The organism is Sphingopyxis terrae subsp. terrae NBRC 15098, assembly GCF_001598815.1.
GTDB lineage: Bacteria > Pseudomonadota > Alphaproteobacteria > Sphingomonadales > Sphingomonadaceae > Sphingopyxis > Sphingopyxis terrae.
Genome location: NZ_BCZQ01000020.1, coordinates 66,943 through 80,055, shown reverse-complemented (window position 1 = coordinate 80,055; position 13,113 = coordinate 66,943). Strand labels below are relative to the sequence as shown.

Genomic DNA, 13,113 nt, shown 5'->3' with positions numbered 1-13,113 from the left:
CTTCCTCACTGCCTTAGCTGGATTCCCGCCTGCGCGGGAATGACGAAAGTGGATTATTCCATCTCCAAAATCACCGCATCGACCGCCAGGCTATCGCCTTGCGCTGCGTTAACCGTCTTCACGACACCCGATTTTTCGGCGCGCAAGATATTCTCCATCTTCATCGCCTCGACGGTCGCCAGCGGCTGACCCGCCTCGACCTTGTCCCCTTCGCCGACATGCAGCGCGACGAGCAGGCCGGGCATCGGGCAGATGAGGAATTTCGACAGATCAGGCGGGATCTTTTCGATCATGTGGCTCGCGAGCGGCGCGACGTGCCAGGGCAGCACGCGCACATTATGGATCGCGCCGCGCGTCGTCATGCGCCAGCCGGTGCGCGTTTTCGCGACCTTCACCGCCAGTTCGCTGTCGTCGATCTCGGCCACCACCAGCCGGTCGCCCGGCGTATATTCGAGCGCGATGTCGATCTTTTCGCCATCGACCTTGATATGCTTGTGGCCGAGTTTGACCTTGTGGCTCGTGCCGTCGATCGTCACCTGCCACTTCGCGGGCGGGTCGAGCCGGTCGCCGAGCTGACCGTCGGTGCGCCGCGCGCGATCGGCCTCGGCGCTCGCCATGAAGCCCGCGATCGCCGCGAGCGCGCGCGTCACCGCTTCGTCGGTCGGCGCGCCGTGGAAGCCCTCGGGATATTCCTCGGCAATAAAGCCCGTGGTCAGCTCGCCTGAGCGGAAGCGCGGATGCTGCATGATCGCCGAGACGAAATCGATATTGTGCCCCAGCCCTTCGAGTTCGAAGCGGTCGAGCGCCGCCACCTGCAGATCGGCCGCCTCGTCGCGCGTCTGCCCCCAGGTGATCAGCTTGGCGATCATCAGATCGTAGAAGATCGACACCTCGCCGCCATCATAAACGCCGTCATCAACGCGCACGCCATCGACCCCGCGGCGGCCATTTTCCTCGCCATCGTCGGTCCAGCCGGCGACCGGGGGTTTGTAGCGCGTCAGGCGCCCGGTCGAGGGCAGGAAACCGCGATAGGGATCTTCGGCATAGACGCGGTTCTCGATCGCCCAGCCGTCGATCTTGATGTCGTCCTGCGTCATTTCGAGCTTCTCGCCCGCCGCGACGCGGATCATCTGTTCGACCAGATCGATGCCGGTAATCGCTTCGGTCACGGGATGCTCGACCTGAAGCCGGGTGTTCATTTCGAGGAAGTAGAAGCTCTCGCCGGTCGGATCGGCGCCCGACACGATCAGTTCGACCGTGCCCGCGCTGTAATAGCCGACCGCCTTCGACAGCGCGACGCACTGCTCGCCCATCGCCTTGCGCATCTTTTCGGTGACGAAGGGCGACGGCGCTTCCTCGACGACCTTCTGGTGGCGGCGCTGGATGCTGCATTCGCGCTCGTTGAGGTAGAGGATGTTGCCGTGCTGATCGCCGAGAATCTGGATCTCGATATGGCGCGGGTTCAGGATGAATTTCTCGATAAACACGCGGTCGTCGCCGAAGCTGTTCAGCCCCTCACGCTTGACGCTCTCGAAGCCTTCGCGGACGTCCTTCTCGTCATAGGCGAGGCGCATGCCCTTGCCGCCGCCACCGGCGCTGGCCTTCATCATCACCGGATAGCCGATCTCGTTCGAAATCTCGACCGCATGCTCGGTATCGCGAATTTCGCCGACGAAGCCGGGGACGACGTTGACGCCCGCTTCCTTCGCCAGCTTCTTCGACTCGATCTTGTCGCCCATCGCGGCGATCGCGTTCACCGGCGGGCCGATGAAGGCGATATTTTCCTTCGCCAGCGCCTCGGCAAAGGTGGTGCGTTCCGACAGGAAGCCATAGCCCGGATGCACAGCCTCGGCGCCCGTCGCCTTGCACGCGGCGATGATCTTGTCGGCGATCAGATAGGATTCGGACGCCGGCGACGGCCCGATATGCACCGCCTCGTCGGCCATCTGCACGAAAGGCGCGCGCGCGTCGGCGTCCGAATAGACGGCGACCGTCGCGATGCCCATGCGGCGCGCGGTCTTGATGACGCGGCAGGCAATTTCGCCGCGATTGGCGATCAGGATTTTCTTGAACATCAATATTCCTCGACAAGTGCCTTTAGTTCTGCGGTCCGCGCCTTGGTCAATCGTTCCATGCATCCGCTGTGGAGCATCGGTGCCATGCTACCGCCGCGCGCCGCAAAACTCTCGACCAGGCACTGCTGATCGCGATAGGTCAGCCACGCACGCTGCGCGGCGAGCAGCGTGTCATAGTGCGTCGGTTGGCTGTCATAGCGGCGATCGATCACCTTATCGCGTGACCGCATCTCGGCCACGGTCAGCTTCCACTGCGCATTGAGCGCAGCATCCGCGACCTCATAGGCCTTTCCGGCGCAATAGTTCATCTCGACCTGATATCGTTGATTGTCGCAATCAACGGGAGAATCCTCCGCGACTGCTACCGCCAAATAGAAAAGGGCGAGGATCACTCCGCCGCCTCCGTCAGCATCCCTTGGCGCATCGGCTCTTCGCTCTCCATCGGGCGCAGCCCTAGCTTTGCGAACAGCGCCGCGTCGGCATTGTCGCCCGCGTTCGCGGTCGTCAGCAGCTTGTCGCCGGTGAAGATGCTGTTCGCGCCCGCCATGAAGCAGAGCGCCTGCGTCGCCTCCGACATGCTCTCGCGCCCCGCCGACAGGCGGACCATCGATTTGGGCATCGTGATGCGCGCGACCGCGATCGTGCGGACGAATTCGATATCGTCGATCTTCGCGAGCGGGGTGCCCTCGAGCATGTCGCCGAGCACAGTCCCCTTTACCGGCACCAGCGCGTTGACCGGCACGCTTTCGGGATGGCGTTCGAGCGTCGCAAGCGCGTGGATGAAGCCGACGCGGTCGGCGCGCGTCTCGCCCATGCCGACGATCCCGCCCGAACAGACGTTGATCCCCGCATTGCGGACTTCTTCCAGCGTATCGAGCCGGTCCTGAAACGTCCGCGTCGAGATGATGTTCTCGTAATTCTCGGGACTCGTGTCGATATTGTGGTTGTAATAGTCGAGCCCCGCAACCGCGAGCGTCTGCGCCTGTTCCTTGGTCAGCATGCCCAGGGTCATGCAGGTTTCCAAGCCCATCGCCCGCACGCCCTCGACCATCTCGACGATGCTCGCCATGTCGCGGTCCTTGGGGTTGCGCCAGGCGGCGCCCATGCAGAAACGCTTCGACCCGGCATCCTTCGCCTGCGCCGCGGCCTGCAGCACCGCGCGCACGTCCATCAGCTTGGTGGCCTTGAGCCCACTGTCGGCATGTTTCGACTGCGAGCAATAGCCGCAATCCTCGACGCAGCCGCCGGTCTTGATGCTCAGCAGCGTGCAAAGCTGAACCTCGCCGCGCGCGTGATGGCGGCGATGGACGCCCTGCGCCTCCCACATCAGCTCGTCGAACGGCAGGTCGAACAGCGCGGCGATTTCTTCGCGGGTCCAGTCGGTACGGGTTTCGGTCACGCTTCGGTCTCCAATGCCTGCGCCAGGTCGGCGATGATGTCGTCGATATGTTCGATCCCCACCGACACGCGGACGACGTCGGGGCCGGCGCCGGCTTCGACCAGTTCGGCCTCCGAAAGCTGGCTGTGCGTCGTCGATGCCGGGTGGATGATCAGCGAGCGGGTATCGCCAAGATTGGCGAGATGGCTGAACAGCTTGACCGAGGAGACGAGCTTGACGCCGGCGTCGTAGCCGCCCTTGAGGCCGAAGGTGAACACGGCGCCGCCGCGCCCGCCGAGATATTTGTGCGCGAGGTCGTGATAGGGGCTGTCGCGCAGCCCGGCATAGGAGACCCAGCTCACCGCCGGATGATCCTGCAACCATTTCGCGAGCGCGATCGCGTTGCTGCAATGCCGGTCCATGCGCAGCGCAAGCGTCTCCATGCCGGTGAGCGCAAGAAAGGCGTTCATCGGCGCGAGCGCGGGGCCAAGGTCGCGCAGGCCGAGCGTCCGCGCGGCGAGGATGAAGGCGAGCGGTCCGAACGCATCGGTGAAGGTCAGCCCGTGATAGGAGACATTGGGTTCGCTCAGCGCGGGATATTTGCCGCCTTTTGACCAGTCGAACGTCCCGGCATCGACGATCAGGCCGCCGATCGCATTGCCATGACCGTTCAGGAATTTGGTCGCCGAATGAACGACGATGTCGGCGCCATGTTCGATCGGGCGGCAGAGCATCGGGGTCGCCATCGTGTTGTCGACGATCAGCGGCACGCCGGCATCGTGCGCGACCTTCGCGATCGCTGCGATATCCTGCACGACCCCGCCCGGATTGGCGAGGCTTTCGATGAAGACCGCGCGCGTCCTGTCGTTGATCGCGGCTGCGACATTCCCCGGATCGTCGGCATCGACGAAATGCGTCGTCCACGCCATCTTGCGAAAGCTCTGCCCCAGCTGGTTGAGCGAGCCGCCATAGAGCTTTTTCGCCGCGACGATCTCGCACCCGGGTTCCATGATCGTATGGAAGGCCAGAAACTGCGCGGCATGGCCCGAGGCAACCGCTAGCGCCGCCTGCCCGCCCTCCAGCGCCGCGATCTTGCCTTCGAGCGCGCCGTTCGTCGGGTTCATGATCCGGGTGTAGATATTCCCGAATTCCTGCAGGTTGAACAAGCGCGACGCATGGTCGACATCGTCGAACACATAGGATGCAGTCTGGTAGATCGGCGTGATCCGCGCCTTGGTCGTCGGATCGGGCGCGGTGCCGGCGTGAACGCTCAGCGTTTCGGGTTTATGGTCGCTCATGCAGCATCCTCCAGCGGGGGCATATTGTGGCCGAGCAGGCGCAGGACGTCGGCGGCGCATTCCACCACATTGCTGCCCGGGCCATAGATGCCCTGCACGCCCGCGTCGCGCAGATAGTCGTAATCCTGCGGCGGAATGACGCCGCCCGCGATCACCTTGATATCGCCGCGCCCCGCCTCGCGCAGCCCCTTGATGAGTTCGGGGATCAGCGTCTTGTGCCCGGCGGCAAGGCTCGACGCGCCGACCGCATCGACCCCGCTTTCGAGCGCGAGCACGACCGTTTCCTCGGGCGTCTGGAACAAGGGCCCGGACACCACATCGAAGCCCATGTCGCTGAACGCCGAGGCGATGACATTGGCGCCGCGGTCGTGTCCATCCTGCCCCATCTTGGCGACGAGAAGCTTGGGCGCGCGGCCCAGACGGCGTTCGACCGCCTTCACCCCGTCGACGACCTGCGCCCAGCGGCTGTCGCCCTGATAGGGCGCGGCATAAACGCCCTTCACCGGCTTCGGCACCGTGCCGTAGCGACCGAAGCTGACCTCCATCGCGTCCGAAATTTCGCCCAGCGTCGCGCGCGCGCGCGCCGCATCGACCGCGTGCGCGAGCAGATTGGTCTCGATCGACTGCGGAGCCGCCGCCGCGCGGCGCAGCGCGGTGAGCGCGGCCTGGCAGGCGACCTCGTCGCGGCTCGCCTTGACGCGGTTGATCCGCGCGACCTGCGCCTCGCGAACCTTGGTGTTGTCGACCTCCAGCGTTTCGAGCAGATCCTCGTCCTTCAGGCGATATTTGTTCACGCCGACGATGACATCATCGCCGCGGTCCACCCGCGCCTGTCGGGCGGCGGCGGCCTCCTCGATCATCGCCTTGGGCCAACCGGCGGCGACCGCCTTGGCCATGCCGCCTTCGCTTTCGACCCGGTCGATGATCTCCTGCGCCTTGTCGATGAGTTGCTGCGTCAGCGCCTCGATATAATAGCTGCCGCCGAGCGGATCGACGACGTTGCACATGCCCGTTTCTTCCTGGATCACGATCTGCGTATTGCGCGCGATGCGGGCCGAAAAGTCGGTGGGCAGCGCGATCGCCTCGTCGAGCGCGTTGGTGTGCAGCGATTGGGTGCCGCCCAGCATCGCCGCCATCGCCTCGATCGTCGTGCGCATGACATTGTTGTAGGGGTCTTGCTCGGTCAGGCTGACCCCCGACGTCTGGCAATGGGTGCGCAGCATCTTGCTGCGCTCGTCCTTCGCGCCCAGCTTCGTCATCGCGCGGTGCCATAGCACGCGCGCGGCGCGCAGCTTGGCGATCTCCATGAAGAAGTTCATGCCGATCGCGAAGAAGAAGGACAGGCGACCGGCGAACTTGTCGATGTCGAGGCCGCTCGCCACGCCATATTTCACATATTCGATGCCGTCGGCGATGGTGAAGGCAAGCTCCTGCACCTGCGTCGCCCCCGCCTCCTGCATATGATAGCCGGAGATCGAGATGCTGTTGAACTTGGGCATCTCGCGCGACGTGTAGCCGAAGATGTCGCTGATGATCCGCATCGAGGGTTCGGGCGGATAGATATAGGTATTGCGGACCATGAACTCCTTCAAAATGTCGTTCTGGATGGTCCCGTCAAGCAGCTTGCGCTCGACCCCCTGCTCCTCGCCCGCGACGATGAAAAAGGCGAGGATCGGGATCACCGCGCCGTTCATCGTCATGCTGACCGACATCTGGTCGAGCGGGATGCCGTCGAACAGGATCTTCATATCCTCGACGCTGTCGATCGCGACACCCGCCTTGCCGACGTCGCCGACGACGCGCGGATGATCGCTGTCATAGCCGCGGTGGGTGGCAAGGTCGAAAGCGACTGACAGGCCCTTCTGTCCCGCCGCGAGGTTGCGGCGATAGAAGGCATTCGATTCCTCGGCGGTCGAGAAGCCCGCATATTGCCGGATCGTCCACGGCCGCCCCGCATACATCGACGCCCGCACGCCGCGCGTGAAGGGCGCGAAACCGGGCAGACCCGGATCGGTGGTTACGTCCTCCGCCGTATAGAGCGGTTTGACATCGATCCCCTCGGGCGTGTGCCAGGTGAGGTCTTTACCCTTCACTTCCTTGTCGGCGGCGGCCGCCCATTGGTCGAGGGTGGGTTTGTCGGTCATATGCGTATCTCTACTCTCTTTTCGTCATGCCGGACTTGATCCGGCATCCATTCCTCGCAGCGACGGAAAAATGGACCCCGGATCAAGTCCGGGGTGACGAGGAAAAATGGGTCAATGATCGCCCTTCGGCGTCTCCATGATCTCGGTCAGCACGCCGCCCATGTCCTTGGGGTGCAGGAAGAAGATCAACGTCCCGTGTGCGCCGATCCGCGGCTCGCCCAGCACGCGCTTGCCCATCGCCTCGAATTCGGCCTTGGCGGCGTGAATATCCGGCACTTCGTAGCACATGTGATGCTGCCCGCCCGCCGGGTTCTTTTCGAGGAACCCCGCGATCGACGTGTTGCCCGGCAGCGGCTCGATCAGTTCGATCTGGGTGCCATCGAGCGCCCCGCCCGCTCCGGGCGTGTCGACGAAGCACACTTTGACGCCCTGATCGGGCAAGTCGAAAGGCTCATGAATCTTCGTCGCGCCCATCACGTCGCGGTAAAAGACGATGCTGTCGGCGATGGAAGGCGTCGCGATGCCGATATGGTTGAGGCGGCCCAGTTTCATGTCAAATTCTCTCTCACTTCGTCATGCCGGACTTGATCCGGCATCCATTCGATCAGCGCCGGAAGAATGGACCCCGGATCAAGTCCGGGGTGACGACCGGAATTTACAGCGGGATATTGTCATGCTTCTTCCACGGATTCTCCAACTGCTTGTTCCGCAGCTTGCGTAGCCCCAGCGCGATCCGCTTGCGCGTATTATGCGGATGGATGACCTCGTCGATATAACCGCGTGACGCCGCCACGAACGGATTGGCGAAGCGGTCCTCATATTCCTTCGTGCGCTGCGCGATCTTTTCGGGGTCGCCCATGTCGGCGCGGAAGATGATCTCGACCGCGCCCTTCGCGCCCATCACCGCAATCTCGGCGGTCGGCCACGCATAGTTCAAATCGCCGCGCAGATGCTTCGACGCCATCACGTCATAGGCGCCGCCATAGGCCTTGCGCGTGATCACGGTGATCTTGGGCACCGTCGCTTCGGCATAGGCGAAGAGCAGCTTCGCACCATGCTTGATGATGCCATTATATTCCTGCGCGGTGCCGGGGAGGAAGCCGGGAACGTCGACGAAGGTCACGATCGGAATTTCGAACGCGTCGCAGAAACGGACGAAACGCGCCGCCTTCTTCGACGAATTGATGTCGAGCACGCCCGCGAGCACCAGCGGCTGGTTCGCGACGATGCCCACGGTGCGCCCTTCGATGCGCCCGAAGCCGCAGATGATGTTCGCGGCGTGCGCCGGCTGCACTTCAAAGAAATCGCCCTCGTCGACCGTCTTGCGGATCAGCTCGTGCATGTCATAGGGCTGGTTCGCGTTGGGCGGGATCAGCGTGTCGAGGCTCATCTCGGCGCGGTCGTAGGGATCGCTCGTCGGGCGCACCGGCACGCCGCTGCGGTTGTTTTCGGGCAGATAATCGAAGAAGTCGCGCGCCGCGAGCAGCGCCTCGATGTCATTCTCGAACGCCAGATCGGCGACCGAGCTCTTGGTCGTATGGGTGATCGCGCCGCCGAGTTCTTCTTGCGTCACCACCTCGTTGGTCACCGTCTTCACCACATCGGGGCCGGTGACGAACATGTAGCTACTATCCTTCACCATGAAGATGAAGTCTGTCATCGCCGGGCTGTAAACCGCTCCGCCCGCGCACGGCCCCATGATCAGCGAAATCTGCGGCACGACGCCCGATGCCAGCACATTCTTCTGGAACACGTCGGCATAGCCGCCCAGGCTCGCCACACCCTCCTGAATGCGCGCGCCGCCGCTGTCATTGAGGCCGATGACCGGCGCGCCGACCAGCATCGCCTTGTCCATCACCTTGCAGATCTTTTCGGCATGTCGTTTCGACAGCGAGCCACCGAAGACGGTGAAATCCTGGCTGAACACATAGACGAGGCGGCCGTTGATCGTTCCCGACCCGGTGACGACGCCATCGCCCGGAATCTTCTGATCCTGCATGCCGAAATCGACGCAGTCATGCTCGACATAGGTGTCGAGCTCCTCGAACGAGTCTTCATCGAGCAGCACCAGCAATCGCTCACGCGCGGTCAGCTTGCCCTTGGCATGCTGCGCATCGATGCGCTTCTGCCCGCCTCCCAATGCGGCAGCGGCGCGGCGGCGTTCCATTTCGGCAATATTGGCGGACACTCGGCTTCTCCGGTTTTCTGGAGCCTGCCATCTGCGCCCGCGGCGCCCGCTATGCAAATGCGAATTTGCAAAGTTGCAAAGTCGCATTTTGCAAAGTAGTTATTCTTCGCAGAAAAGGAGAAGGCTCGTGAGCCGCCAACGCATCTTTGCCGGCGCCCGTTTGCGCCAGCTTCGCACCGAACGGGGCATTCGGCAGGCCGATTTCGCCGAAAGGATCGGCATTTCGACATCCTATCTCAGCCAGATCGAGCATGACGACCGGCCGTTGACCCCTGCCCTGCTCGACCGGCTGCAAAGGCTGTTCCCGCTTGAATGGGAGGAGGTCGCCGCCGATGCCGGTGACCGCCGCGCCGGGGCGCTGCGCGAGGCGGCGGCCGATCCGCTGTTCGCCGCCGCACCGCTGGCGCCCGAACAGCTTGAGCGCGCCGCGCTCCAGCAACCGCAGCTCGCCGACCAGTTCGTCGCGCTCCACGCCGCCTATCGCCGCGCGGGCCAGCGGCTCCAGATCATCGACGAAGCCATGACCGGCGGCACCGCCGAGGGCAGCCGCCTGCCGTGGGAGGAGGTGCGCGACTGGTTCCACGACGCGGGCAATTATGTCGATCGGCTGGACCGCGCCGCCGAGACGCTGGCGGGCCAGCTGCGCGGCCGCGACCCGTCGCCCGCGATCGAGACGATCGAGCGGCGGCTGCGCGAGGCGCTAGGCATTTCGATCGTCTACCGCCAGCATCAGGTGCTGCGCGATTTCGACGCGACGATGCGCCACCTGATCATCGATCCGTCGCAGCCCGCCGAGACGCGCCGCTTCCAGCTGGCGCACCAGCTGGCCGCGCTGGCGCTCGCGCGCGAGATTGCGGCGGTGATCGAGGCGTCGCCGCTGCGCACCGCGGCGGCGCGCCAACTGCTCCACGTCGGGCTGGCCAATTATGCCGCGGGTGCGGTGCTGATGCCCTATGCCGCCTTTCGCGCCAGCGCCCGCGCGGTGCGGCACGACATCGACCGGCTGCGGCTCGACTATGGCGTCAGCTTCGAACAGGCGTGCCATCGCCTGTCGACGCTCCAGCGCCCCGGCGCGCGCGGCATCCCGATGTTCTTCTGCCGCGTCGACATGGCGGGCAACATTACCAAGCGGCACAGCGCCACCCGCCTGCAATTCGCGCGCTTCGGCGGTGCGTGTCCGTTATGGATTGTCCACGAGGCGGCGGCGATCCCCGACCGCATATTGTTCCAGCTCGCCGAGACACCCGATGGGCTGCGCTATGTGTCGATGGCAAAGGGGCTCGTAAAACCGTCGGGCAGCTATGCGCGCTCGCCGCGCCGCTATGCCGTGGCGCTGGGGTGCGAGGCGCAATATGCCGCCGATTTCGTCTATGCCGACGGGGTCGATGTGACCGCGCCGCACGCCGCGACGCGTATCGGATCGTCGTGCCGCATCTGTCCGCGCGACAACTGCGACCAACGCGCCTTTCCGCCGAGCGACCGGCCGATCCTGGTCGACCCCGACCGGCGCGACGTGGTGCCCTACCGCATCGGCTAGCGCAATGTCATTGCAAGCAGAGCGAAGCAATGACGAAGACGCTCACACCTTCACGATTCCCCGCTCGAGCAGGCTGTGCGCCGTCGCCAGCACCGCCTCCTCGGGCGTCCGCATCGTCCAGCCGAGCGTTTCCATCGCGTGGCGGCTGTCGCCGCCGCGGACATTGCCCAGCTCGGCGACGAGCTGCTTGAGTTCGGGGCGAAAGATCGCGAAGCCTTTGAGCAGCCAGTCGGGCATCCGACGCGTCGGCACCTTGCGCGCCTGCTCGCCCAGGTTCGCGGTCAGGATGTTGGCGACATCGATCATCTTCAGGAACGGCCCCGAACAGACATAGCGCTCGTCCCGGATGCCCGGCGCGCTGAGCGCGCGATAATGAAGGTCGGCAACGTCGCGCACGTCGATGATGCCGAAGCCGACGTCGGGACACATCGGCACCTTGCCCTCGAGCAATTGTTTCACGACCTCGATCGACGTCGAGAGATCGTCGGACAGCAGCGGGCCGAATACCGCCGCAGGGTTAACTGAGGCGAATTCCATGTCGCCGCCCTCCGCCGCCACCCAATCGCGCGCCGCGCGCTCGGCGACGGTTTTCGAGCGCGGATAGGGCATGACCGCCGGATTATCGAGGTTCGTCCAATCGGCTTCGCTGTAGATGCCGCCGCCGTCGCCATGCCCATAGGCGATCGCTGCCATCGACGAGGTCAGAACGAAGCGCCGCACCCCCGCTGCCCTGGCGAAACGCAGCGCGCGCAACGCGCCTTCGCGCGCCGGAACAACCAGTTCATCGGCGTGCTGGGGAACCCCCAACGGAAAGGGCGAAGCGACATGCGCGACATGGCTGCATCCGGCAATCGCCTCCGCCCAGCCGAGATCATGCTCCAGATCGGCCGCGAAGAACCGAAGCCGGTCGTTGTCGACCGCCAGCCAGCCGCGCACCTCGGCCTCGCGCTTCAGGCTGCGCACCGTCGTGTGAACCGTCCAGCCATTGTCGATCAACTGCCGGATCAGGAAGCCGGCGATATAGCCGCTGCCGCCTGTTACCAATATCGTGCCCGTCATCTGCACCTCTCCTCGCCGCATTTGCGAAGAATAGCAGATAGGCCGCGTGGCCGCCGCTTATTTCAGCAGCACCAGTTCCTCGGCCATGCTGGGGTGCAGGGCGATCGTCGCGTCGAAGTCGGCCTTGGTCAGCCCCGCCTTCACGGCGACCGCGGCGGCCTGCAAAATTTCGGGCGCGTCGGGGCCGATCATATGAAGGCCGACGACCTGATCGGTCGCCGCATTGACGACCATCTTGTACAGCGCCCGTTCGTTGCGGCCGGCGAGGACATTCTTCATCGCCCGGAAATCGCTGGTATAGATGCGCACAGCGCCCAGCTTGTTGCGCGCCTCTGCCTCGGTCATCCCGACCGCGCCGATCGGGGGATGGCTGAACACCGCGCTCGGGACATTGGCATAATCGACCGTCGTCGGCTTGCCGCCGAAGACGCTGTCGGCGAACGCCTGTCCCTCGCGGATCGCCACCGGCGTCAGCTGGATACGATTGGTCACGTCGCCGACGGCATAGATGCTCGGCACCGACGACTGATTATTGTCATCGACCTTGACCGCACCATCCTTGTCGAGTTCGACACCCGCCGCTTCCAGACCCAGCCCCTTGGTGTTCGGTACCCGACCGGTCGCGACGAGCAACGCATCGGCGGCGATCGGATCGCAATTTTCGAGATGGACCATCAGCGATCCGTCATCCTGTTTCTCGATCGACTTGAAAGGCGCGTTGAAGCGGAATTCGATCCCCTTGGTCATCGAAATCTGGAGCAGACGGTCGCGGATCTGCTCGTCATAGCCGCGCAGGATCGCGTCGCCGCGGTTGACGATCGTCACCTTGCTGCCGAATTCGTTGAAGATGCCCGCAAATTCATTGGCGATATAGCCGCCGCCGGCAATCACCACGCGCTTCGGCAGACTGTCGAGGTGAAACACCTCGTTCGACGTGATCGCATGTTCGCTGCCCGGAAATTCGGGGACGAAGGGCCAGCCTCCGGTTGCCACCAAGATGCGTTCGGCGGTGAGTTCGGTCCCGTCGGCGAGCCGTACCTTTTGCGGACCGACGACGGTCGCGCGCGTCTTGAGGACCGTAACCTTGTGATTATCGAGCGTCTGACCGTAGAGACCTTCGAGACGCGTCACTTCGCTCAGCACATTGTCGCGCAGCCGCTGCCAGTCGAAATGGCAATCGGGAACGTCCCAGCCGAAATGCCGCGCGTCCTTCAGATCTTCTGCAAAGTGCGCCCCATAGACGAGCAGCTTCTTGGGCACGCAGCCGCGAATGACGCAGGTGCCGCCGACCCGATGCTCCTCGGCGACCGCAACGCGCGCGCCGTGTGACGCCGCGACCCGGCTCGCGCGAACGCCGCCCGACCCGGCGCCGATGACAAACAGGTCATAGTCGAAATCGCTCATGGAATTACCTCTGACACTTGTCGCTGACAT

Annotated in this window: 10 protein-coding genes; 1 reads left to right on the top strand and 9 read right to left on the bottom strand. The window is 64.2% G+C overall.

The window, feature by feature from the left end:
* Positions 1–53: 53 nt before the first annotated feature.
* From STE01S_RS13460 to STE01S_RS13430, 7 genes are all read right to left on the bottom strand, one after another.
* A complete protein-coding gene (locus STE01S_RS13460) occupies positions 54–2,075 on the bottom strand; it encodes an acetyl-CoA carboxylase biotin carboxylase subunit (protein ID WP_062768452.1) in 2,022 nt (673 codons plus the stop codon).
* Complete coding sequence (locus STE01S_RS13455) at positions 2,075–2,467, bottom strand: lysozyme inhibitor LprI family protein (RefSeq protein ID WP_255265956.1); 393 nt, start codon at positions 2,465–2,467, stop codon at positions 2,075–2,077. The genes STE01S_RS13460 and STE01S_RS13455 overlap by 1 nt, the downstream gene beginning before the upstream one ends.
* Positions 2,464–3,474: a biotin synthase BioB gene (gene bioB, locus STE01S_RS13450; RefSeq protein WP_174531840.1), complete on the bottom strand. Its 1,011-nt coding sequence runs from the start codon at positions 3,472–3,474 to the stop codon at positions 2,464–2,466. Before bioB ends, STE01S_RS13455 begins: the two co-directional genes overlap by 4 nt.
* A complete protein-coding gene (locus STE01S_RS13445; RefSeq protein WP_062768447.1) occupies positions 3,471–4,751 on the bottom strand; it encodes an O-acetylhomoserine aminocarboxypropyltransferase in 1,281 nt (426 codons plus the stop codon). The genes bioB and STE01S_RS13445 overlap by 4 nt, the downstream gene beginning before the upstream one ends.
* The gene (gene scpA / locus STE01S_RS13440) at positions 4,748–6,895 is read right to left on the bottom strand and encodes a methylmalonyl-CoA mutase (protein ID WP_062768445.1); all 2,148 of its coding nucleotides are present in this window, start codon (positions 6,893–6,895) and stop codon (positions 4,748–4,750) included. The genes STE01S_RS13445 and scpA overlap by 4 nt, the downstream gene beginning before the upstream one ends.
* Before the next feature lie 111 nt (positions 6,896–7,006).
* Positions 7,007–7,447 (bottom strand): methylmalonyl-CoA epimerase, encoded by a 441-nt coding sequence (mce, locus tag STE01S_RS13435; RefSeq protein WP_062768442.1) that lies wholly within the window; start codon positions 7,445–7,447, stop codon positions 7,007–7,009.
* Between the two features lie 103 nt (positions 7,448–7,550).
* Entirely contained in the window at positions 7,551–9,083 is a 1,533-nt protein-coding gene (locus STE01S_RS13430; protein WP_058811566.1) for an acyl-CoA carboxylase subunit beta, read from the bottom strand.
* Positions 9,084–9,210: 127 nt separating this feature from the next.
* Between STE01S_RS13430 and STE01S_RS13425 the strand changes: the two genes are divergently transcribed.
* The gene (locus STE01S_RS13425; protein ID WP_062768439.1) at positions 9,211–10,620 is read left to right on the top strand and encodes a helix-turn-helix domain-containing protein; all 1,410 of its coding nucleotides are present in this window, start codon (positions 9,211–9,213) and stop codon (positions 10,618–10,620) included.
* Between the two features lie 42 nt (positions 10,621–10,662).
* On the opposite strand, the gene STE01S_RS13420 is transcribed toward STE01S_RS13425, so the two are convergent.
* Together STE01S_RS13420 and gor are read right to left on the bottom strand one after the other, a co-directional pair.
* Positions 10,663–11,679, bottom strand: a complete 1,017-nt coding sequence (locus STE01S_RS13420) for an NAD-dependent epimerase/dehydratase family protein (protein ID WP_062768436.1) — start codon at positions 11,677–11,679, stop codon at positions 10,663–10,665.
* A gap of 57 nt (positions 11,680–11,736) precedes the next feature.
* Positions 11,737–13,083 (bottom strand): glutathione-disulfide reductase, encoded by a 1,347-nt coding sequence (gene gor, locus STE01S_RS13415; RefSeq protein ID WP_062768434.1) that lies wholly within the window; start codon positions 13,081–13,083, stop codon positions 11,737–11,739.
* Positions 13,084–13,113 lie beyond the last annotated feature (30 nt).